The sequence below is a fragment of the Rhodoligotrophos sp. CJ14 genome (assembly GCF_038811545.1).
Taxonomy (GTDB): domain Bacteria; phylum Pseudomonadota; class Alphaproteobacteria; order Rhizobiales; family Im1; genus Rhodoligotrophos; species Rhodoligotrophos ferricapiens.
Genome location: NZ_CP133319.1, coordinates 4,782,545 through 4,803,690, shown reverse-complemented (window position 1 = coordinate 4,803,690; position 21,146 = coordinate 4,782,545). Strand labels below are relative to the sequence as shown.

Below are 21,146 nucleotides of genomic sequence, written 5' to 3'. Positions count from 1 at the left end.
TTTCGTGACGGGACGATCAGGTATCCGAGGACGTCAGCTCGACATTGAGGCCGAGCGAGCGCATCTCCTTGACCAGCACGTTGAAGCTTTCGGGGATGCCGGCCTCGAAGGTGTCGTCGCCACGGACGATCGCCTCGTAGACCTTGGTGCGGCCGGCCACGTCGTCCGACTTCACCGTCAACATCTCCTGCAAGGTATAGGCAGCGCCGTAAGCTTCGAGCGCCCAGACCTCCATTTCTCCGAAGCGCTGACCGCCGAACTGCGCCTTGCCGCCCAGCGGCTGCTGGGTCACCAAGCTGTATGGGCCGATCGAACGGGCATGGATCTTGTCATCGACCAGGTGATGCAGCTTCAGCATGTAGATATAGCCAACAGTCACCTTACGGTCGAAGGCCTCACCGGTGCGGCCGTCATAGAGCGTCACCTGACCCGAGCTTGAGACGCCGGCCTCTTCGAGCATGTGGACGATGTCCTCTTCCTTGGCGCCGTCGAAGACGGGGGTCGCCATGGGAACGCCGCCGCGCATGCTGTCAGCCAAGGAGACGAGTTCCTCGTCCTTCAGCTCGGCAAGGCCGTCACCTTTGCCATAGATGCTCTCAAGCTTCTTCTTCAGGGGCGCAACGTCCCGGTTCTCGTAATACATGTCGCACAGCTCGGCGATCTGCCGTCCAAGCCCGGCACAGGCCCAGCCCAGATGGGTCTCCAAGATCTGTCCGACATTCATACGGCTCGGCACGCCAAGCGGGTTGAGCACCATGTCGACCGGGGTCCCGTCTTCGGCAAAGGGCATATCCTCGATCGGAACGATCCTGGAAATGACACCCTTATTGCCGTGACGGCCGGCCATCTTGTCGCCAGGCTGGATCTTCCGCTTCACCGCAACGAAGACCTTGACCATCTTCATCACGCCGGGCGGCAGCTCATCGCCACGCTGCAGCTTCTCCACCTTGTCCAGGAAACGCTGCTCAAGGCGCTTCTTGGAGTCTTCATATTGCTGGCGCATAGCTTCGAGCTCGGAGAGCGACTTCTCGTCGACCAGCGCGATCTCCCACCATTTCGAGCGGGGCATCTCGTCAAGCTTGGCATTGTCGATCTTGCCCTCGACCTTGAACCCGCGCGGCCCGCCCGCTGCTTCCTTCCCGGTGAGGAAGTCCGCCAGGCGGCCATAGGTGTTGCGATCAAGGATCGCCAACTCGTCGTCGCGGTCCTTGGCGAGACGCTCGATCTCCTCGCGTTCGATGGCGAGCGCGCGCTCGTCCTTATCGACGCCATGGCGGTTGAAGACCCTAACCTCGACGATCGTGCCCTGCACGCCAGGCGGCACACGGAGGCTGGTGTCGCGGACGTCAGACGCCTTCTCGCCGAAGATCGCCCGCAAGAGCTTCTCTTCCGGCGTCATCGGGCTTTCGCCCTTGGGCGTGATCTTGCCCACCAGGATATCACCCGGCTTCACCTCGGCACCAATATAGACAATGCCGGCCTCATCCAGGTTCTTGAGGGCCTCCTCACCGACATTGGGAATGTCGCGGGTGATTTCCTCCGGCCCGAGCTTGGTGTCACGCGCCATCACCTCAAATTCCTCGATGTGGATAGAGGTGAAAATGTCGTCGCGGACGGCCCGTTCCGAGATCAGGATCGAGTCCTCGAAATTGTACCCGTTCCAGGGCATGAACGCGACGAGCACGTTCCGGCCGAGCGCCAGATCGCCGAGATCGGTCGAGGGCCCATCAGCGATGATGTCGCCTGCCCTCACCCGATCACCCACCCGGACGAGCGGGCGCTGGTTGATACAGGTGTTCTGGTTGGAGCGCTGGAACTTCGCGAGGTTGTAGATGTCCACGCCGGAGCGGGACGGATCGGTCTCCTCGGTGGCCCGGATCACGATACGGCGCGAGTCGACCTGATCGACAATGCCGGTGCGGCGGGCGGAAATGGCAGCGCCCGAATCGCGGGCGACGACCTCCTCCATGCCGGTGCCGACGAGCGGCGCATCGGTCTTGATCAGGGGCACAGCCTGGCGCTGCATGTTCGAGCCCATCAGAGCGCGGTTGGCGTCGTCATTCTCGAGGAACGGAATGAGCGCTGCGGCAACCGAGACCAGCTGCTTGGGCGACACATCGACATAGTCGAGCCGGTCGGGTGAGACCATGGTCACATCGCCGGCGATGCGGGCGGTGACCAGCTCCTCCAGGAAACGCCCCTCGTCGTCGAGCAGCACGTTCGCCTGGCCGATGTGGTACTTCGCCTCCTCGATCGCCGAGAGATAGACCACCTCGTCGGTCACGCGGCCGCCCTTCACCTTGCGGTAGGGCGCCTCGATGAAGCCGTATTTATTGACCCGGGCAAAGGTCGCCAGCGAGTTGATCAGGCCGATATTCGGGCCTTCCGGCGTCTCGATCGGACAGATGCGGCCATAATGGGTCGGGTGCACGTCGCGCACCTCGAAGCCCGCCCGCTCGCGGGTCAGACCGCCTGGCCCAAGAGCCGAAAGACGGCGCTTGTGCGTGACTTCCGACAATGGGTTCGTCTGATCCATGAACTGGGACAGCTGCGAGGATCCGAAGAACTCGCGCACGGCCGCTGCCACGGGCTTGGCATTGATCAGGTCATGGGGCATCACCGTGTCGATGTCGACCGAGCTCATGCGCTCGCGGATCGCCCGCTCCATGCGAACCAGGCCGACGCGGAACTGGTTCTCCATGAGCTCGCCGACGGAGCGCACGCGGCGATTGCCGAGATGGTCGATGTCATCGATCTCGCCCTTGCCGTCGCGCAGGTCGGTCAGCATCTTGACGACCGCGAGAATATCCTCGCGGGTCAGGGTGCGCAGCGTGTCCGGGCTGTTGAGATCAAGGCGCATGTTGAGCTTCACACGGCCGACGGCCGAGAGGTCATAACGCTCGGGATCGGAGAACAGGCCGTGGAACAGCGCCTCCGCCGTCTCACGGGTGGGCGGCTCGCCTGGGCGCATGACACGGTAGATCTCGAGCAGCGCCTGCTCGTAGTTCTCCACCTTGTCTGTCTTCAGCGTGTTGCGCATATAGGCGCCGGTGGTGATGTGATCGATGTCGAGGATGCGCAGCTCCTGATAGCCGGCCTCCTCCAGCAGCTTCAACATCGCCTCATTGATCTCGTCGCCGGCTTCCGCATAAATCTCGCCGGTCTCGGGATTGACCAGCTCATCGGCGACATAGGCACCGTAAAGGTCCTCGTTGCGCACGAGCAGCTCGGTCAGGCCCTCTTCCGCCAGCTTGCGGGCAAGGCGTGGGGTGATCTTGCGGCCAGCCTCGACCGCCACCTCGCCAGTTGCCGCATTGATCAGGTCACGCTCCGGCTTCACGCCGCGATAGCGCTTGGGATCAAATGGCGTGCGCCAGCCCTCATCGGTGCGGGTATAGGTTACCGTGTCGTAGAAATAGTGGAGGATCTCCTCGCCATCGAGGCCGAGCGCATAGAACAGCGTCGTCACCGGCAGCTTGCGGCGGCGGTCGATCCGGACATAGACGATGTCCTTGGCGTCGAACTCGAAATCGAGCCACGAGCCGCGATAGGGGATGATACGGCCGGCGAACAGCAGCTTGCCGCTCGAATGGGTCTTGCCGCGGTCATGGTCGAAGAACACGCCTGGCGAGCGGTGCATCTGGGAGACAATGACGCGCTCGGTGCCGTTGACGACGAATGTGCCGTTATCGGTCATGAAGGGCATATCGCCCATATAGACATCCTGCTCCTTGATGTCCTTGACCGATTTCGCGCCCGTCTCATCATCAATCTCAAAAACGATGAGACGCAGGGTGACCTTGAGCGGCGCCGCGAAGGTCATGCCACGCTGCTGGCATTCATCCACATCATATTTGGGCGGCTCGAACTCGTAACGCACGAATTCCAGCATCGCCTGCCCAGAAAAATCGCTGATGGGGAATACGGACTTGAACACGGCCTGCAGACCGGTATCCTCACGTCCACCTGCCGGCTCATCCACCTGAAGGAACTGACGATAGGATTCCTTCTGAACCTCGATGAGGTTCGGCATTTCCGCAACTTCTTGCATACGGCCAAAGAATTTGCGGACCCGCCTGCGACCGGTGAAAGTCTGAGTCATTTCGGCTCCTTCGTGAGCGCATCATTCAACGCTTTAAACGGCTTTCCGGGCAGCCCTACGCGGCGGCTGCCTGGAAAACCGTCGGGAATATTCAGCTTATTGAGGCCACGAGAAAGGGCCGCGGAGGCAGCCCTTTCCCGAGCCCGAAAGAAACTATTTAAGCTCAACCGTTGCGCCAGCCTCTTCCAGCTTCTTCTTGATATCCTCGCCCTCGGCCTTGGACACGCCTTCCTTAACCGGCTTCGGCGCGCCTTCGACCAGGTCCTTCGCCTCCTTGAGGCCCAGCGAGGTGATCTCGCGGACGACCTTGATCACGTTGATCTTCTTGTCGCCAGCAGAGTTCAGCATGACCGTGAACTCGGTCTGCTCCTCAGCAGGCGCTGCAGCACCTGCAGCGCCACCGCCAACAGCTGCAACCGCGACCGGCGCAGCGGCGGAAACGCCCCACTTCTCTTCCAGGAGCTTCGACAGCTCGGCAGCCTCGAGAACCGTCAGGCTCGACAGCTCGTCAACAATCTTCGACAGATCAGCCATTTCTTTCACTTTCTCTCAATCGGTTCGAACCAGTACCCATAAGACGGCCGTCAGGCGGCCTCGCCCTTGGTGGCATAGGCATTCAGAACTCGCGCAAGCTGACCACCAGGTGCCTGGAGCACGCTGGCGATACGGCTGGCGGGAGCCTGGATGAGGCCGATCAGCTTGCCTCTCAACTCGTCGAGAGACGGCAGTTCAGCCAAAGCCTTCACGCCATCGGCATCGAGAACTCGCGACCCCAGGGCACCCCCTAAGATCACCAGCTTCTCATTCGCTTTGGCGTAGGCGACCAATGCCTTTGGCGCGGCGATCGGATCGGCCGAATAGGCCACGGCGGTCGGACCCTTGAACAGGTCCTTGATGCCGTCCGATTCCGTGCCATCAAGAGCAAGCTTGACCAGGCGATTCTTCGCGACCTTGAAGGTCGCATCGGCCTCGGCCATGTTGCCGCGCAGGGCATTCATCTGCGCCGCGGTCAGGCCCTGGTAGCCAACCACCACGACGACGCCGGTGGTCTGGAACACCTGGTTGAGCGTGTTGATGAGCTCTTGCTTTTCAGCTCTATCCACTTGCTCTCTCCTCGTGTGCGCTTCGCTCCAACGGGAACGCCGCGCGCCCACTCCATGCCACCAGCGAGCAGACCACCACCCTCGATTAGGCTGATGACCGCCACCAGTGGCGCTCACTGCCTGCCCCGCCACGCCTCCTTGAGGGAGAGTGCCGCGAAACCGAGGTTCGAACCAATCGAGGACGAGGCTGCATCACCGATGCGACCTGATCCGCCGATTAACCCATTCCCCGTCTCATGCAGGCAAAATCATTAAGCGGGACTTAACCCCGCACCTGCAATCTCGGACAGGACTTCGGCCCGATGGAACGGCGACGCCGACAAGCGTCGCCGAATCGGACCAAACGCTTCAATAGATCGGTGCGACGCCCGACCAATTCAAGCGAATCTTGTAAACGAACCCGCTTTATTACGCCGAGACCGTAAGGCTGGCAAGGTCAACCTTGACGCCTGGGCCCATTGTCGAGCTCAGCGAGACCTTCTTGAGATAGGTGCCCTTGGCGCCCGCAGGCTTGGCCTTCACGACCGCGTCGACAAAGGCGCGGATATTGCCGACCAACGCGTCTTCCGTGAAGCTCGCCTTACCCACACCGCCATGGACGATGCCCGCCTTCTCCACCTTGAACTCGACCGCGCCGCCCTTGGCTGCCTTGACGGCTGCGGCAACGTCGGGGGTCACGGTGCCGACCTTCGGGTTCGGCATCAGGCCGCGCGGGCCCAAAACCTTACCGAGACGGCCAACAAGCGGCATCATGTCCGGGGTCGCGATGCAGCGGTCGAAATCGACATTCCCGGCCTGAATGCGCTCGACCAGGTCCTCGGCTCCAACGATCTCGGCGCCCGCAGCCTTGGCCTGATCGGCCTTTTCCCCACGGGCAAAGACGGCGACGCGAACATCGCGGCCCGAGCCGTTCGGCAGCTGACAGACGCCGCGGACCATCTGGTCCGCATGGCGGGGATCAACACCGAGATTCAAGGCAATCTCGATCGTCTCGTCGAACTTGGCGACCGCACGCTCCTTCAGAAGCTTCAGCGCCTCGTTGAGCTCATAGGCCCGGTTGCGATCGATGCCCTCGTTGATCTTGGCAATGCGCTTGGCAATCTTGGCCATGTCTTACTCCACCACCTGCAGGCCCATGGAGCGGGCGGAACCCGCGATGATCTTCGCGGCCTGGTCGAGATCGCGCGCGTTCAGATCCTTCAGCTTGGTCTGGGCGATCTGGCGCACCTGGTCCATGGTGACGGAACCAACGGTGGTGCGGCCTGCTTCCTTCGAACCCTTGGCGACCTTGGCGGCCTGGCGCAGCAGGTAGCTGGCCGGCGGCGTCTTGATCTCGAACGTGAAGGACTTGTCCTGATAGACCGTGATGACGGTCGGGCAAGGCGCACCCTTCTCGAGATCCTGCGTGGCGGCGTTGAAGGCCTTGCAGAATTCCATAATGTTGAGGCCGCGCTGACCGAGCGCGGGTCCAATCGGGGGCGACGGGGTCGCCGAGGCTGCAGGAACCTGCAGCTTTACATATCCGGTAATCTTCTTTGCCATTTCGTCCTCTTGGTCGGCGCGGCCGACAGTCAGCTTTCAGAGGGTGGTGGTGCGGTCTTCAAGAGTTGAGCGACCCGCAGGCAGGCGCGCCGCATAGACCTTCCACCGGTATCGGGAGCGAGTGGCCGTTCAGACCTTCTCGACCTGCCCGAATTCCAGTTCGACCGGCGTCGGCCGGCCAAAAATCGACACGGCCACCTTGAGCCGCGAACGTTCCTCGTCGACTTCCTCGACAAGTCCATTGAAGGAGGCGAAGGGACCATCCGACACTTTGACCTGCTCGCCAACCTCGAACATGACCGAAGGCCGCGGGCGCTCGACGCCCTCCTTCACCTGGTGAAGGATGCGCTCCGCCTCCGCGTTGGAGATGGGGATCGGCCGGTTGTCGGAGCCCAAGAACCCAGTCACCTTGGGGATGTTGCGGATGAGATGATAGGCCTGATCGGTCATTTCCATCCGCACGAGCACGTAACCGGGGAAGAAGCGCCGCTCGCTCGTCACCTTGCGGCCACGGCGGACCTCGACGACTTCCTCAGTCGGCACCAGAATATCCTCGAAAAGATGCTCAAGACCCTGCTGAGCTGCCTGCTCCTTCAGGGTTTCCGCCACCTTTTTCTCAAAATTCGAATAGGTGTGAACGATGTACCAGCGCTTAGCCATTCTTCCGCACCCTATTCACGCCCGGATCCCGAGCACATAGCCAACGGCAAAGCTCAGGATCTCGTCGACCAGGAGGAAGAACAGGGAAGCGAACACAACCATGATCATCACCATCGCCGTGGTGATCATCGTCTCCTTGCGCGTCGGCCAGGTCACCTTGGCCATTTCGGCACGGACCTGCTGCACGAACTGGAATGGATTCGTCTTCGCCATCTTCACTCCGCTGCCTCGGGAGCGTCACTGGCTCACGCGAGACGTGCTCGATCAAAATCCACAAACGACAGAACACGCGCTGGGCTGGCCTTCATCGACCACACCCAATCGCGTCATCCTGTTCTGGCAGGGGCGGAGGGTCTCGAACCCCCGACCTGCGGTTTTGGAGACCGCCGCTCTACCAACTGAGCTACACCCCTAAACTCTTCTCAGGCCCCGCGCAATCCCGGGACCAAATCAGCCGCCGGCGCATCCTTAGCACCGCTTGAGCCGACAGACCAGCCCCAAGGCGCGGCTGGTCCGCGGCTTCAGCCGTTTCGTGTCTTACTCTTCGATTGAGGAGACGACGCCGGCGCCGACGGTGCGGCCGCCTTCACGGATGGCGAAGCGCAGCTTCTCTTCCATGGCGATCGGCGTGATCAGTTCCACGCTCATCGACACGTTGTCGCCCGGCATCACCATCTCCACGCCTTCCGGCAGCGTCACCACGCCCGTCACATCCGTCGTCCGGAAATAGAATTGCGGACGGTAGTTGGTGAAGAATGGCGTATGACGGCCACCCTCCTCCTTGGTCAGGATATAGGCCTCAGCCGTGAACTTCTTGTGCGGCTTCACCGAGCCCGGCTTGCACAAAACCTGCCCACGCTCAACCATCTCGCGGTCGATGCCGCGCAGCAGCGCACCAATGTTGTCCCCAGCCTCGCCCTGATCCAGCAGCTTGCGGAACATCTCCACGCCCGTCACCGTCGTCTTGCGCGTGTCCTTGATGCCGACGATCTCAACTTCCTCGCCGACCTTCACAACGCCACGCTCGATGCGGCCCGTCACCACCGTGCCACGCCCCGAAATCGAGAACACATCCTCGATCGGCATCAGGAACGGCTGGTCCTTCGGACGCTCTGGCGTCGGGATATAGGCATCCACAGCCTCCATCAGCTTCAGCACCGAGGCCCGGCCAATCCCCTCGGGATCGCGATCCTCAAGCGCCGCAAGCGCCGAGCCCGACACAACCGGAATGTCGTCGCCAGGGAAATCGTATTTCGACAGAAGCTCGCGCACCTCCATCTCCACGAGCTCCAGAAGCTCGGGATCATCAACCTGGTCAACCTTGTTCAGGAACACAACCAGAGCCGGAACGCCAACCTGACGCGCCAGAAGAATGTGCTCGCGCGTCTGCGGCATCGGGCCGTCAGCAGCCGACACAACCAGGATCGCCCCGTCCATCTGCGCCGCACCCGTGATCATGTTCTTCACATAGTCCGCGTGCCCAGGGCAGTCCACATGCGCATAGTGACGGTTCTTCGTCTCATATTCCACATGCGAGGTCGAGATCGTGATCCCGCGCGCCTTCTCCTCAGGCGCCTTGTCAATCTGGTCATAGGCCGTAAACGTCGCCCCGCCAGTCTCCGCCAGAACCTTCGTGATCGCCGCCGTCAGAGACGTCTTCCCATGATCAACATGACCAATCGTCCCAATGTTCACATGCGGCTTCGAACGATCGAACTTCTGCTTGGCCATCTCAAACTGTCCTTGTCCATCTAGCCCCTACAGGGCCTTGTACTCCGAAGGTGGCGAAGGAACGCCGCTGAGCCGCTGGTCGAACTGGAGCGGGTGAAGGGAATCGAACCCTCATCTTAAGCTTGGAAGGCTTCTGCTCTACCATTGAGCTACACCCGCATATTGCGCCACAGGGCAGATGGCGCGGCGGCTGTTCCGCACCACCACCCCGGATAGGACCGGGCGATTGCGCGACATCCCGGACCGCCGCCAGCCTCAAAGGCAATGCAAGGGCGAGCGAGACGCGCCAGGCGGACATTGGTTGGTGGAGGGGGTTGGATTCGAACCAACGTAGGCTAAGCCAACGGATTTACAGTCCGTCCCCTTTAACCACTCGGGCACCCCTCCGTGCCAATGTCTGCCGTGCGTAGAGCGCACGAGACCGTCCCGGACCGTTTCCCGGGCAGCAATGGGCGTGTTATGGAGATGGGCGGCCACACTGTCAACCCCGGTCCGCGGAGAATTTTGCGAACGTTCCCAAGGCAGTGGACAAGCTGGTGGTGAACGGGCCTCAGCTGGCCTATAGGATTGGCATGAAACCCGCTCGCCCCCATCGCTCAAGCCCCTCAAAAGCTCCCGCTTCGGAGCGGAATTTGCTTTATGGCCGCCATTCGGTGGAGGCCGCGCTCGCCAATCCGCGGCGTCGCCTGATCAAACTCTGGGCGACCCAGAATGCTCTACAGCGGCTCGAGGGCAAGCTGCCGTCCGGACTGGCGGTCGAGCTCGTCGCCCCGCATGTCTTGGAGCAATTGGCCGGTTCCGGCAGCGTCCATCAAGGCCTGGTGCTCGAGGCGCAGCCGCTCGATTCGGTCCTGCTGGAGGATGTTCCGGCCGAGGGCGTGGTTCTGGTGCTGGATCAGGTCTCCGATCCCCATAACTTTGGGGCGATCCTGCGGGTCGCTGCGGCGTTCGGGGTTCACGCGCTGATCACCACGGAGCGCCACGGGCCAGGCATGACGGCGACCTTGGCCAAGGCAGCGAGCGGCGGGCTCGAGCATGTGGCCGTGATCAGGGAGACCAATCTCGCCCGTGCGATCGAAGCTATCAAGGAGAAGGGCTTCACGGTCATCGGCCTCGACAGCGAGGCAGACAACGACTTGGTCACAGCGCCGCTCCAGCCGCCCCTCGCCCTGGTGCTTGGGGCGGAGGGCAAGGGATTGCGCCGATTGACCCGCGAGCGCTGCGATCTCCTGGCCCGGATCTCGCTGCCGGGGCGAATCGTGAGCCTCAACGTCTCGACCGCTGCGGCGATCGCGCTCTATATCGCCCAAACAGCGCGGCCTTAAGGCAATGCTCCTAATTTGGCTTGACACCGCCCTGCCGCTTACGAGATTGATCGCGGCAGCGCAGCACATGTTCAGCGGACTGTCACGGTTTCGCTGAGTTTGCGCACTAGGCTCAGTTTGAGGCCGGCATAGCTCAGCAGGTAGAGCACCTGATTTGTAATCAGGGGGTCGCGGGTTCGAGCCCTGCTGCCGGCACCAGCTTTCTCCCACCTGGCATAAGCCGCACTCGCCTTTCGTCAGGCCGGCCGTTGGTCGTCACCGCCCTGTGAGCGGCGCCTTTGGCCCCTGCTCTTCGCCTTCGTCGCCATGGGCAAGGGCGGGCCATGCCTTCATCGCAGCACAGGCCACGGCACGCAGCTCTTCGGCCGTCGAGCCGTCGCGTGCCTGGATGGACATGCCTTGCTGGACGCTTAGAAAATAGCGTGCCATCGTGGCCGGGTCTGCGCGGCTGCTGATCTCTCCCGTGGCGATCGCTTGCCTGATCCTCCTCTCGACGAGCTCAAGGCTTTGACGCCTCGCATCCTCAAGGAACTGGCCAAGCCTCTCGCTTCCTTCGCCGCCCGGGTTCGACAAGGTGACCATGCATCCGCCCGGCTTATCTGCTGCGGGCAACACATCGGCGGATTGACAGAGAAGCGCCTCAATGGCTTCGCGGGCAGTCGCTGCCTTGTCGAACCCGTGCCAAACCCGCGGCGCGAGGTTGTTCATGTAATGGGAGATGCATTCCTCATAGAGGCTCTCCTTGCTGCCGAATGCGGCATAGAGGCTCGGCGGTGCGATCGCCAGCGCAGCGCATAGATCCGCGATGGAGGTTGCGGCAAACCCCTTCCGCCAGAAAATCTCCATTGCGGTTGCCAATGCACGATCCCGGTCGAAACTGCGCGGCCGTCCTGTTCGCATGCCCACCTCTATTTTATCGATCAATACATAAATGCCCTTGACCATGCCCGCAATGACTCGTAGACATTTTTTAGCGATCAATACAAAAGGACTCGACCATGAGCAAACTTCAGGGCAAACGGGCACTCGTCACCGGCGGGAGCCGTGGAATCGGCGCGGCGATCGCGCGACGGCTGGCTGCGGAAGGTGCCGATGTCGCCATCACCTATCAGCGTTCGGCCGAAGCCGCGAAGCGGGTGGTTGAGGAGATCCGTGCGACAGGGCGGCGGGCCGTCGCGATCGCTGCGGACAGTGCCGACAGCCGAGCGGCCGAGGATATGGTGTCCGCGGCGGTGGCGCAGCTCGGCGGGCTCGACATATTGGTCAACAATGCCGGGATTCTCGAAGTTGGCCGGCTTGAGGAACTGTCCGTCGAAGGCATAGAACGCAGTCTCGCCGTCAATGTCAGAGCTGTGGTGCTTGCGAGCCGTGCCGCCATTCCCCATCTCGGGCCGAAAAGCCGAATCATCAATATCGGCAGCTGTCTTGCCAGCCAGGTGCCCGGTCCGGGCCTCGCCGTCTATGCAATGACGAAGGCTGCCTTGGTTGGACTAACGAAGGGGTTGGCTCGAGATCTCGGCAGCAACGGAACGACGGTCAACATCGTTCATCCGGGGCCGACCGATACGGACATGAACCCGGCCACAGGCGCGGGCGCGGAAGGCCAGCGGCAGCGGATCGCGCTGGGTCAGTACGGCTCGCCCGAAGACATCGCTGCAAGTGTCGCCTTTCTTGCCAGTGAAGATGGGCGCCACATCACCGGTGCCGAGCTTGCAGTCGATGGCGGCATCAATGCCTAACGAGGTGGCTCCATCATAATCTTCGTGCTGACCACCCGCGGCCGATGCTAAAAACAACTCGCCGATCTATGGGCGGAGGAAGGTCATGGCAGGATGGCCCAAAACCGGTGGTGCACCGCGCGGCAGGCAGTGGAGAACGGCCGGCTGGGCCCTTGCCGCGCTCTTGCTGCTGACCCCGTGGATCGCGATGCAGTTCAGCGATGAGGTGAACTGGAGCGGAGCCGATTTCGCCATCGCTGGCGCACTCATCCTTGCGACGGGTGTCACTTTCGAAGTGGCCGCCAGACTGACATGTAGTCGCCGATATCGGGCAGCGGTGAGCATTGCACTCGCAGCAGCAGTGCTTCTCATCTGGATCAACGGCGCCGTCGGCATCATCGGCTCTGAGGAGAACCCCGCCAATTTGCTGTATGCCGGCGTGCTCGCCATTGGTCTCATCGGTGCCATCATGGCACGCTTCAGGGCAAGCGGCATGGCGCGGGCGTTGCTTGCAACTGCCATCGGTCAGGCGCTGGTCGGCGCCATCGCGCTTGCTTCAGGGCTGGGCTCCACTGCGCCGAGCTTTCCCGAAGCCATTATGTTGCTCACCGGCTTCTTTGGCGGGCTCTGGCTTGTATCAGCCTACCTCTTCCGCAAGGCGGCCCTTCATTGACCCGCGCGGGGCGCGATCCGAGCTCGCCATCAAGGGTCATAGCGGAACAAGCGGTAGAGATCGGTTGGATCCGTGAACAGCTGGCGCGAATGCGAAAATCCCGCTCTGCGCCCGAGATCAAGCCATGTATTGGCAGGTTCAGGCAGATCGCTCGTCTGGATATGCTGCCAAACCTGCTCAAGTTCCGCAGGGGTGAGGCTCGTCCATCGCTTTGAGATGATAGACCAGGTTCGATCGAGATAGTCGTTGCGATCCTCGCCTTCATGGAAGGTGGGCTCATAAATGAGAAAGATACCGCGGTCGCCCGTGACGCCGCGAACCTCCTCCATCAAGCGCAGCTTGTCGGCGGTCGGGAGGTGATGGAGGGAGAGGCCGCACCATACCGCATCCGCATGTTCCGGCCGATCGGCCATGGCGGCAACAAAATCGCGGTGATCGAGATCAACCGCGTAGGGCTCGCTCGCAAGATTGGCGGCCGCCAGCTCGATGGCCGGTCCCGCAAGGTCAATCCCATGATAGTGCCGGACCCGAGTGCCGCTCAGCGCCGCCTTTGCCAAGCTCGCATCGCCACAGGCTATGTCCAGAAAGCAGAAGGGCGCGGGAAAGCGCTCCGTCAGGGTCGCATGCAATATACGGCTAACTTCGCCGTGGCTTAGGACATCGCTGTCTACCAGTTTCTGATAGATGGCCCATTGGGACTGAAACACCCGAAGGGCTTCGGCGTCCACGACATCGCCGGTCGAAACGAAATGATGTATGTGAACATTGACCATGCGACATCCTGTGCGTTTGGCCGAGACTGCTGAAGGGGCGCACGGCATAGGCGAGCTGTCAAGACGGGCCCCGCAGCCATGCCTGGCCGTTATGGCGATCTGACAAGAAGGCTCAATGGCGGCACGCCAAGGCGCCACCCGGCATATCAATGGCTCAGAGCGCCGGGATATCGCCGCGTTGCCAGCCGGCTATGGTCTCGGCGGCGAAATCCGCGAAACGCCCCTCCGCAATTGCCGCGCGCATGCCGGCCATCAGCTCCTGGTAATAGGCGATATTGGCCCAGGAGAGGAGCATCCGGCCCAGAAGCTCCTCGGCCTTGAAGAGGTGATGCAGATAGGCGCGGCTATATTGGCTCGCGGCAGGACAAGGGCTTGCCTCATCCAACGGACGCGGATCATCCGCATGGCGGGCATTCTTCAGGTTGATGGCCCCAAAGCGGGTGAAGGCCTTGCCATGGCGGCCGGAACGGGTGGGCATCACGCAGTCGAACATGTCGATGCCGCGCGCCACCGCCTTGACGAGGTCGTCAGGCGTGCCGACGCCCATTAGGTAGCGCGGCCGGTCCTCAGGCAGCATGGGAACGGTGTAGTCGAGGGTCTGGAGCATCATCTCCTGCCCCTCGCCTACTGCAAGCCCGCCGACCGCATAGCCGTCGAAGCCGATTTCGACGAGCTCGCGCGCGGAGATCTCACGCAAATGCCTGAAGGTGCTGCCCTGGACGATCCCGAACAATGCCTGATCCTGTGGCGCGCCAAAGGCGTGCCTCGACCGCTCGGCCCAGCGCAGGGAAAGCATCATGGCCCGTTCGGCATCCTGCTCGCTGCATGGCCAGGCGACGCATTCATCGAGCACCATGCGAATATCCGAGCCGATCTGCGCCTGGATCTCCATGGCCCGTTCCGGTGTGAGCAGGTGACGCGAGCCATCGATGTGAGACTGGAAGGTCACCCCATGATCGGTCACCTTGCGCAGCTTGGACAAGGACATCACCTGGAAGCCGCCGGAATCGGTGAGGATCGGTCGCTGCCAGCCCATGAAGCTATGCAGGCCGCCAAGCCGGGCGAGCCGTTCCGCGCCGGGGCGCAGCATCAAATGATAGGTGTTGCCGAGAACAATGTCGGCGCCGGCAGCGCGCACCTGCTCACAATAGAGCGCCTTCACGGTTCCGGCTGTGCCAACCGGCATGAAGGCGGGGGTGCGGATCTCGCCACGCGGGGTATCGATGCGGCCGAGGCGCGCCGCCCCGTCCTCAGCGAGGCGGGTGAAGACGATGTTGCGCGGTTTCATAGGGTGGGTTTGAACCAGAGGCTGCGATCGGGGAAAAGCAGGCAAGCATCGCCATAGGAATAAAAGCGATAGCCTGCTTCGATGGCATGGGCATAGGCCTGCTTCATCCGGCCCAGCCCCGAGAAGGCCGCAACCAGCATGAACAGGGTCGAACGCGGCAAGTGGAAATTGGTCATCAGCACATCGACCGCCTTGAAGCGATAGCCCGGCGTGATGAAGATATCGGTTGCTCCCGCGAAGGGATGGATGCGGCCCTCATCGTCAGCGGCGCTCTCGAGCAGGCGCAGAGAGGTGGTGCCCACCGCGACGATACGGTGGCCCGCGGCACGCGCCAGATTGAGCCGGTCGGCCGTTTCGGGGGTGATCTCGCCGGTCTCGCTATGCATGCGGTGGTCGGCCGTGTCTTCAACCTTGACCGGCAGGAAGGTTCCGGCGCCCACATTCAACGTGACGAAGACATGGCCGATGCCGCGCTTGTCCAGTTCCGACAGGAGCTCTTCGGTGAAATGCAGGCCGGCGGTCGGTGCGGCAACCGCCCCTTCCCTGCGGGCAAACACGGTCTGATAATCCACGGCATCGCGGGCATCCTCCGGTCGCCGGGCGGCAATGTAAGGCGGGAGAGGCAAAATGCCGAAGAGCTTCAGGCGCTCGTCGAGAAAGGGCCCGGCAATATCGAAGGCAAGGGTCACTTCGCCGTTGTCGCCTTTCGCCGCGACGGTCGCATCCAGGCTCTCGGCCTCGCAGACATGAGGGTCGGCGCCGAAACGCAGGCGGTCACCCGGCTGCAGCTTCCGGCCAGGCTTGGCGAGCGCGAGCCAGGTGGCCTCGTCAGACTGCTCGATCAGGGTCGCCTCGATCACCGGCTCGTAATCACCGCGACCGAGCCTGCGCCCGGTCAGACGCGCCGGGATGACGCGGGTGTCGTTGAACACGAGCACATCGCCGGCTGTGAGCTGATCGGCGAGCGCGCGCACGGTGCTGTCGACGATCTCGCGCGTTGACTCCGGGCGCACCACCAGCAGGCGCGCTGCATCACGCGGCACGGCCGGCCGTAAGGCAATGGATGCCTCCGGCAGCTCGAAGTCAAAATCGTCGACACGCATCTGTGGTCCTTGATCGCTCAGCGCGTTCGCCTTGACTCGCCCAGGCGATTATTTCGCGTCGGCAGCAACCTGCATTTTGACGATCACATCAGGATTGCTGACCATGCCGTTGCCGCCTGCGCCCTTCTTGATCTTGTCCACGAACTCCATGCCATCGACCACTTCGCCGAACACGGTGTATTGGCCATTGAGGAAGCTCGCATCCTCGAAGCAGATGAAGAACTGGCTGTTGGCGCTATTGGGATCCTGGGTGCGGGCCATGCCCAACGTGCCGCGGCGGAACGGCTCCTTGCTGAATTCGGCCTTGAGGTCCGGCTCGTTCGAGCCGCCCATGCCGGTGCCGGTCGGGTCACCCGTCTGGGCCATGAAGCCATCAATGACCCGGTGGAATTTCACCCCGTTATAGAAGCCCTCGCGCGCGAGCTTCTTGATGCGGGCGACATGCATCGGCGCAAGGTCGGGCCGCAGCCTGATCACCACGCGGCCATCCTTGAGGTCGAGATAAATGGTGTTCTCGGGATCGTTTGGCTGCGCCGCATGAGCCACCCCCGGCACCATGGCGAACAGCATGACGGCGGACAGCATTTTCAGGATATCGATCATTTTAACCTTTCAGCCTTCCTGTGGTCGTTGACTAATTACTGACGCTGCAAAGCCGCATCGATACGGCGCCGGGCGATATCGGGAACGAAGGGCGAAATATCGCCGCCCATCCGGGCGATCTGCTTGACCAGTGAAGACGCGATCATGCGCGTGTTCGCGCTGGCAGCGAAGAAGATCGTCTCAACCTCACGGTTCATGCCGGCATTCATCTGCGCCATCTGAACCTCGTAGTCAAAGTCGCTGGAGTCGCGCAAGCCTCGCACCATCACGGATGCGCCATTGGCAATGGCCGCCTCAACAGCGAGATTGTCAAACGTGGTCACCTTGATCTCGCAGCCGTAGTCTTGCCCGATGGGCACACAGACCTCCTCCATCAGCTCCACCCGGATTTCGGCAGAAAGCAGCGGGGTCTTGCCGTGATGTATACCCACCGCAAGCACCAGCCGATCAAAGATGCGCGCCGCGCGCGAAATGATGTCGACATGGCCATTGGTGACCGGGTCAAAGCTTCCGGGATAGAAGCCAACGAGCATTTCTTGCTCCTCCATTCAGCTCCGCCGCGCCATTGCGAGCCAGACACCACCACACACCATTACACAGCCGGACATCCGGTTCACCAGGGCGACACGTTTGCGCGACAGGCTCTCCCTCAGGCGTCCTGCGAGCAGGGCATACATACCGTCTGATACGGTTGCGAGCACCATGAAAGTGACCCCCGCCAGGAGAAGCTGGCCGACATAGTCACCATGGGGATCAACGAATTGCGGGAAGAAGGCCCCGAAGAACAGCAAGGCCTTGGGGTTGCTGAGAATGACGATAAAGCCCTGCAGGACGAAGCCGCCGCGCGGTAAGGGCGGCAGCTCGCCGGTTACGGGTTCCCGGCCGCTCGCGCGAATGGTCTTGATGCCGATCCAGATGAGATAGGCGGCACCAATCAGCCTGATCCATTCGAACCAGTGGCCCACAATCTCGATGACCGAGGCAAGGCCAAGGATGAGAATGGCCAGCATGAGGGCCAGTCCGATCTGGGTGCCGGCAATATTGAGCAAGCCGGCACGGGGGCCATAGCGCAGGGAATTTCCAAGAACGAGGGTGACCGTTGGACCGGGAATGATGATGACGACCAGGGTGGCCACCAGCAGGGCCAAATAGGTTTCCACGGACATGAGGCAGCACCTTCCCCAAAACGGATCGGTGATCCAGCCCATGCCTAACGCAAAAGGTCAAGAGCGGGATCGACAGCCAGGACCATCTGTGTGCTTGGCTGTCGGCCGCTTATTCCTCGCCGGTCTCGTCCGCCTCGCCGTCCAGTGGCTCGTCGACCTCGGGCTGTCCTTCTTCCTCGGCGAGATGGGCCACGGAGACCACCCGCTCGTTCTCGGCGGTATTGAAGATGGTGACGCCTTGCGTTGCGCGTCCGGCGATACGAATGTCATTGACCGGGCAGCGGATGAGCTTGCCGGCGCCGGTCACCAACATGATCTGGTCGTTATCCTCCACTGGGAAGGATGCCACCAGGTGACCATTGCGCTTGTTCACCGCCATGGCGATGATGCCTTTACCGCCGCGGCCCGTCACTCGATATTCGTAGAACGAGGTGCGCTTGCCGTAGCCATTCTCCGAAACGGTCAGCACGGTCTGCTCCACAGCGGATAGGGCCGCATAACGCTCGGGGCTGAGCGAGACCTCATCGCCCGCGGCCTCTTCCTCGCCGTTCTCGCCAGTATCGGCATCACCATTCGCGTCGATGGCGGCCTCGCCAGGCTGCTCGCTCTCCTCGCCCCGCATCGCTCGGCGCAACCTGAGATAGGCCCGCGCCTCAGCCGGGGTGGCATCGCTGTGGCGCAGCACGGAAATGCCGATCACCGTATCCGCCCCAAGCTCGGCATCGCTACCGAGCTTGATGCCACGCACGCCGGTGGAGGTGCGGCCCGCAAAGACACGCACATCATCCACGGGGAAGCGGATGCAGCGGCCATTGGCCGTGGTGAGCAGGATGTCATCCTCTGGCGTGGCGATCACCACACCCACGATGGCATCTCCCTCCTCCTCCAGCTTCATGGCGATCTTGCCGGCGCGGTTGATGTTCACGAAGTCGGCGAGAGCATTCCGGCGCACCGTGCCGAAGCGGGTGGCGAAGACGAGGTTCAAGCGATCGCTGTTTTCCTCATCATCGGGCATGAACAGAATAGTCGAGATCCGCTCGCCCTGCTTCAGCGGCAGCAGGTTCACCAGCGCCTTGCCGCGGGACTGGGGCGTGCCGATGGGCAGGCGCCAGACCTTCATGCGGTAGACCATGCCGGTGGACGAGAAGAACAGCACGGGCGTGTGAGTATTGGCCACGAAGAGCTGGGACACGAAGTCCTCGTCCTTCATGGACACGCCAAAGCGACCCTTGCCTCCGCGGCGCTGCGCCCGGTAGGTCGAGAGCGGCACGCGCTTGATATAGCCGGCATGGGAGACGGTGATCACCATGTCCTCCCGCGCGATCAGGTCCTCGTCCTCGACCTCGAAGCCTTCCTCGGTGATCTCCGTACGCCGGGGGGTGGCGAATTCGGCCTTTGCGGCTTCCAGCTCCTCGCGCACGATCTGCTGGACACGGGCACGGGAGCGCAGGATATCGAGATAATCCGTGATCTTCTCGCCCAGTTCCTTCAACTCGTCGCCGATTTCATCGCGGCCGAGGGCAGTCAGACGCTGTAGGCGCAGATCGAGGATGGCCCGGGCCTGCTCCTCGGACAGGCGGATGGTGCCAGCCTCGCTCACCACATGGCGCGGATCGGCAATGAGCCGGACCAGAGGCTCCATATCCTTGGCCGACCACTCCCGCCCCATGAGTTCGGCGCGAGCCGCGGCCGGATCAGGGCTTTCGCGGATGACGCGGATCACCTCGTCGATATTGGCAACCGCAATGGCAAGGCCAACGAGAATGTGCGCCCGTTCCCGCGCCTTGTTCAGGAGAAACTTGGTGCGCCTCGTGACCACTTCCTCGCGGAAGGCAACGAAAGCCTGCAGCATGTCCCGAAGGGTCAAGAGCTCCGGGCGGCCGCCGGACAGGGCCACCATGTTGCAGCCGAAGCTCGTCTGCAGGGGCGAGAAGCGGTAGAGCTGATTGAGTACCACATCCGCGACGGCTTCGCGGCGCAGCTCGATGACGACGCGAAGCCCCTGGCGGGAGGATTCGTCCCGGATATCGGCAATCCCCTCGATGCGCTTGTCACGCACGAGCTCGGCGATCTTCTCGACCATGGTCGCCTTGTTGACCTGGTAGGGGATCTCGGTCACAACGAGCGCCTCTCGCTCCTTGCGCACCGTCTCAACCTCCACCCGGGCCCGCATGACGATGGAGCCACGCCCCGTCGCATAAGCCGAGCGAATGCCGGCGCGGCCAAGGATGAGCCCCCCGGTCGGGAAATCCGGCCCGGGCATGATCTCGGCCAGCTCCTCCGCCGAAATCGCAGGGTTCGCCATGAAGGCGATGCAGGCGTCCACAACCTCACCCAGATTATGGGGCGGGATGTTGGTGGCCATGCCGACGGCGATGCCCCCTGCCCCGTTCACCAAAAGGTTCGGGAACTTGGCCGGCAGAACCCGCGGTTCATGCTCCGAGTTGTCGTAATTGGGCTGGAAGTCGACCGTGTCCTTGTCGAGGTCATCCAGCAGGTAATGGGCGGGCTTGGCGAGCCTGACCTCGGTGTAGCGCATGGCCGCCGGCGGGTCGCCGTCCAGCGAGCCGAAATTGCCCTGTCCATCCAGCAATGGCAGGCGCATGGAGAAATCCTGCGCCATACGCACCAGCGCATCGTAAATGGACTGGTCGCCATGGGGATGGTACTTACCGATCACGTCGCCGACGACGCGTGCCGCTTTGCGATAGGGCTTGTTCCAGTCGTAGCCATTCTCCTGCATCGAGAACAGGATCCGGCGATGCACCGGCTTCAACCCGTCGCGCACATCGGGCAGCGCACGGCTCACGATCACGCTCATGGCGTAATCGAGATAGGAGCGCTTCATCTCCTCGACGATGGAAACCGGATTTACGTCGAAGGGGGACGGATCAGACTCGGATTGTCCACGATCGCTATCGGCCAAACTCTAACGCCTTTTGTGATTTGACTATGCTAGCGCAAAGGCACGCCGAGGCGGCGCACCCCGACAAGCGCGGGGAACAACCCGGCGAGTCGGCTGCTCCTTATGTAGCAACCCTAGGGCGCAGACGCAATCGAGCCCGCGGTTTGTTCCGCCTTAAGATGCGGGTTGACCAGCAGGGCTCACTCCATAGGGCAGAATGTCGCGCAAGCTGCACCAATGCGGCTTCCTGCAAGTCTGCACCACCACTCTCTGCTGTTGCTGAAAGCTTGGTGCGGTCGGGGAGACTCGAACTCCCACGGGGGTTAACCCGCTAGCCCCTCAAGCTAGTGCGTCTACCAATTCCGCCACGACCGCGTATTGAGGCCCCAAAGGGTGGCGCTCATCTAACAATCCGTTCGCCGCAACGCAAGTGTTTCCGTTGGCCATCGGCGAT

At 62.2% G+C, this 21,146-nt stretch carries 19 protein-coding genes and 5 tRNA genes; 4 read left to right on the top strand and 20 right to left on the bottom strand.

Going from position 1 to position 21,146, the window contains the following annotated elements:
* Positions 1–16 precede the first annotated feature (16 nt).
* The 11 genes from rpoB to RCF49_RS22350 all read right to left on the bottom strand — a co-directional run bounded on the left by rpoB (position 17) and on the right by RCF49_RS22350 (position 9,525).
* Entirely contained in the window at positions 17–4,102 is a 4,086-nt protein-coding gene (rpoB, locus tag RCF49_RS22400; protein WP_342641994.1) for a DNA-directed RNA polymerase subunit beta, read from the bottom strand.
* A gap of 153 nt (positions 4,103–4,255) precedes the next feature.
* Positions 4,256–4,636, bottom strand: a complete 381-nt coding sequence (rplL, locus tag RCF49_RS22395) for a 50S ribosomal protein L7/L12 (protein WP_342641993.1) — start codon at positions 4,634–4,636, stop codon at positions 4,256–4,258.
* Positions 4,637–4,686: 50 nt separating this feature from the next.
* Positions 4,687–5,205, bottom strand: coding sequence for a 50S ribosomal protein L10 (rplJ, locus tag RCF49_RS22390; RefSeq protein WP_342641992.1), 519 nt, complete (start codon positions 5,203–5,205; stop codon positions 4,687–4,689).
* A 408-nt stretch (positions 5,206–5,613) separates the two neighbouring features.
* Positions 5,614–6,315, bottom strand: a complete 702-nt coding sequence (gene rplA / locus RCF49_RS22385) for a 50S ribosomal protein L1 (protein ID WP_342641991.1) — start codon at positions 6,313–6,315, stop codon at positions 5,614–5,616.
* 3 nt (positions 6,316–6,318) lie between these two features.
* Positions 6,319–6,747, bottom strand: a complete 429-nt coding sequence (gene rplK, locus RCF49_RS22380) for a 50S ribosomal protein L11 (protein WP_342641990.1) — start codon at positions 6,745–6,747, stop codon at positions 6,319–6,321.
* A 129-nt stretch (positions 6,748–6,876) separates the two neighbouring features.
* A complete protein-coding gene (gene nusG / locus RCF49_RS22375; RefSeq protein ID WP_342641989.1) occupies positions 6,877–7,407 on the bottom strand; it encodes a transcription termination/antitermination protein NusG in 531 nt (176 codons plus the stop codon).
* A gap of 15 nt (positions 7,408–7,422) precedes the next feature.
* Positions 7,423–7,620 (bottom strand): preprotein translocase subunit SecE, encoded by a 198-nt coding sequence (gene secE / locus RCF49_RS22370; protein WP_342641988.1) that lies wholly within the window; start codon positions 7,618–7,620, stop codon positions 7,423–7,425.
* A gap of 124 nt (positions 7,621–7,744) precedes the next feature.
* Positions 7,745–7,820, bottom strand: a tRNA-Trp gene (locus RCF49_RS22365).
* A 124-nt stretch (positions 7,821–7,944) separates the two neighbouring features.
* Positions 7,945–9,138: an elongation factor Tu gene (gene tuf / locus RCF49_RS22360; RefSeq protein ID WP_342641987.1), complete on the bottom strand. Its 1,194-nt coding sequence runs from the start codon at positions 9,136–9,138 to the stop codon at positions 7,945–7,947.
* A gap of 85 nt (positions 9,139–9,223) precedes the next feature.
* Positions 9,224–9,297: transfer RNA gene (locus RCF49_RS22355), tRNA-Gly, on the bottom strand.
* Between the two features lie 143 nt (positions 9,298–9,440).
* Positions 9,441–9,525: transfer RNA gene (locus tag RCF49_RS22350), tRNA-Tyr, on the bottom strand.
* Positions 9,526–9,770: 245 nt separating this feature from the next.
* Between RCF49_RS22350 and rlmB the strand changes: the two genes are divergently transcribed.
* Positions 9,771–10,463, top strand: coding sequence for a 23S rRNA (guanosine(2251)-2'-O)-methyltransferase RlmB (gene rlmB, locus RCF49_RS22345; RefSeq protein WP_342641986.1), 693 nt, complete (start codon positions 9,771–9,773; stop codon positions 10,461–10,463).
* A gap of 122 nt (positions 10,464–10,585) precedes the next feature.
* A tRNA-Thr gene (locus RCF49_RS22340) sits at positions 10,586–10,661 on the top strand.
* 57 nt (positions 10,662–10,718) lie between these two features.
* On the opposite strand, the gene RCF49_RS22335 is transcribed toward RCF49_RS22340, so the two are convergent.
* Positions 10,719–11,408 carry a TetR/AcrR family transcriptional regulator gene (locus RCF49_RS22335; protein ID WP_342641985.1) on the bottom strand — a complete coding sequence of 230 codons (690 nt, stop codon included), beginning with the start codon at positions 11,406–11,408 and terminating at the stop codon, positions 10,719–10,721.
* Positions 11,409–11,461: 53 nt separating this feature from the next.
* On the opposite strand from RCF49_RS22335, the gene RCF49_RS22330 reads away from it, so the two are divergent.
* A complete protein-coding gene (locus tag RCF49_RS22330) occupies positions 11,462–12,202 on the top strand; it encodes an SDR family NAD(P)-dependent oxidoreductase (protein WP_342641984.1) in 741 nt (246 codons plus the stop codon).
* A gap of 85 nt (positions 12,203–12,287) precedes the next feature.
* Positions 12,288–12,854 carry a hypothetical protein gene (locus RCF49_RS22325; RefSeq protein ID WP_342641983.1) on the top strand — a complete coding sequence of 189 codons (567 nt, stop codon included), beginning with the start codon at positions 12,288–12,290 and terminating at the stop codon, positions 12,852–12,854.
* A gap of 29 nt (positions 12,855–12,883) precedes the next feature.
* On the opposite strand, the gene RCF49_RS22320 is transcribed toward RCF49_RS22325, so the two are convergent.
* From RCF49_RS22320 to RCF49_RS22285, 8 genes are all read right to left on the bottom strand, one after another.
* The gene (locus tag RCF49_RS22320) at positions 12,884–13,627 is read right to left on the bottom strand and encodes a class I SAM-dependent methyltransferase (protein WP_342641982.1); all 744 of its coding nucleotides are present in this window, start codon (positions 13,625–13,627) and stop codon (positions 12,884–12,886) included.
* Between the two features lie 154 nt (positions 13,628–13,781).
* The gene (tgt, locus tag RCF49_RS22315; RefSeq protein WP_342641981.1) at positions 13,782–14,915 is read right to left on the bottom strand and encodes a tRNA guanosine(34) transglycosylase Tgt; all 1,134 of its coding nucleotides are present in this window, start codon (positions 14,913–14,915) and stop codon (positions 13,782–13,784) included.
* Positions 14,912–16,018 (bottom strand): tRNA preQ1(34) S-adenosylmethionine ribosyltransferase-isomerase QueA, encoded by a 1,107-nt coding sequence (queA, locus tag RCF49_RS22310; protein WP_342641980.1) that lies wholly within the window; start codon positions 16,016–16,018, stop codon positions 14,912–14,914. Before queA ends, tgt begins: the two co-directional genes overlap by 4 nt.
* 48 nt (positions 16,019–16,066) lie before the next feature.
* Positions 16,067–16,621 carry a peptidylprolyl isomerase gene (locus RCF49_RS22305; RefSeq protein WP_432807357.1) on the bottom strand — a complete coding sequence of 185 codons (555 nt, stop codon included), beginning with the start codon at positions 16,619–16,621 and terminating at the stop codon, positions 16,067–16,069.
* A 35-nt stretch (positions 16,622–16,656) separates the two neighbouring features.
* A complete protein-coding gene (gene coaD / locus RCF49_RS22300; RefSeq protein ID WP_342641979.1) occupies positions 16,657–17,154 on the bottom strand; it encodes a pantetheine-phosphate adenylyltransferase in 498 nt (165 codons plus the stop codon).
* A 15-nt stretch (positions 17,155–17,169) separates the two neighbouring features.
* Positions 17,170–17,787 (bottom strand): LysE family translocator, encoded by a 618-nt coding sequence (locus RCF49_RS22295; protein WP_342641978.1) that lies wholly within the window; start codon positions 17,785–17,787, stop codon positions 17,170–17,172.
* A 109-nt stretch (positions 17,788–17,896) separates the two neighbouring features.
* Complete coding sequence (gene gyrA, locus RCF49_RS22290; RefSeq protein ID WP_432807421.1) at positions 17,897–20,635, bottom strand: DNA gyrase subunit A; 2,739 nt, start codon at positions 20,633–20,635, stop codon at positions 17,897–17,899.
* A gap of 345 nt (positions 20,636–20,980) precedes the next feature.
* Positions 20,981–21,067, bottom strand: a tRNA-Leu gene (locus tag RCF49_RS22285).
* Between the last annotated feature and the right edge of the window lie 79 nt (positions 21,068–21,146).

Bases quoted from the DNA above. Each gene is read 5' to 3' on its own strand.
- gyrA (WP_432807421.1), bottom strand. From the start codon at position 20,635: ATGAAGCGCTCCTATCTCGATTACGCCATGAGCGTGATCGTGAGCCGT.
- RCF49_RS22305 (WP_432807357.1), bottom strand. From the start codon at position 16,621: ATGATCGATATCCTGAAAATGCTGTCCGCCGTCATGCTGTTCGCCATG.
- RCF49_RS22330 (WP_342641984.1), top strand. From the start codon at position 11,462: ATGAGCAAACTTCAGGGCAAACGGGCACTCGTCACCGGCGGGAGCCGT.
- tgt (WP_342641981.1), bottom strand. From the start codon at position 14,915: ATGAAACCGCGCAACATCGTCTTCACCCGCCTCGCTGAGGACGGGGCG.
- RCF49_RS22325 (WP_342641983.1), top strand. From the start codon at position 12,288: ATGGCAGGATGGCCCAAAACCGGTGGTGCACCGCGCGGCAGGCAGTGG.
- rpoB (WP_342641994.1), bottom strand. From the start codon at position 4,102: ATGACTCAGACTTTCACCGGTCGCAGGCGGGTCCGCAAATTCTTTGGC.
- rplK (WP_342641990.1), bottom strand. From the start codon at position 6,747: ATGGCAAAGAAGATTACCGGATATGTAAAGCTGCAGGTTCCTGCAGCC.
- queA (WP_342641980.1), bottom strand. From the start codon at position 16,018: ATGCGTGTCGACGATTTTGACTTCGAGCTGCCGGAGGCATCCATTGCC.
- rplA (WP_342641991.1), bottom strand. From the start codon at position 6,315: ATGGCCAAGATTGCCAAGCGCATTGCCAAGATCAACGAGGGCATCGAT.
- RCF49_RS22335 (WP_342641985.1), bottom strand. From the start codon at position 11,408: ATGGTCAAGGGCATTTATGTATTGATCGATAAAATAGAGGTGGGCATG.
- nusG (WP_342641989.1), bottom strand. From the start codon at position 7,407: ATGGCTAAGCGCTGGTACATCGTTCACACCTATTCGAATTTTGAGAAA.
- secE (WP_342641988.1), bottom strand. From the start codon at position 7,620: ATGGCGAAGACGAATCCATTCCAGTTCGTGCAGCAGGTCCGTGCCGAA.
- RCF49_RS22295 (WP_342641978.1), bottom strand. From the start codon at position 17,787: ATGTCCGTGGAAACCTATTTGGCCCTGCTGGTGGCCACCCTGGTCGTC.
- RCF49_RS22320 (WP_342641982.1), bottom strand. From the start codon at position 13,627: ATGGTCAATGTTCACATACATCATTTCGTTTCGACCGGCGATGTCGTG.
- tuf (WP_342641987.1), bottom strand. From the start codon at position 9,138: ATGGCCAAGCAGAAGTTCGATCGTTCGAAGCCGCATGTGAACATTGGG.
- rplL (WP_342641993.1), bottom strand. From the start codon at position 4,636: ATGGCTGATCTGTCGAAGATTGTTGACGAGCTGTCGAGCCTGACGGTT.
- coaD (WP_342641979.1), bottom strand. From the start codon at position 17,154: ATGCTCGTTGGCTTCTATCCCGGAAGCTTTGACCCGGTCACCAATGGC.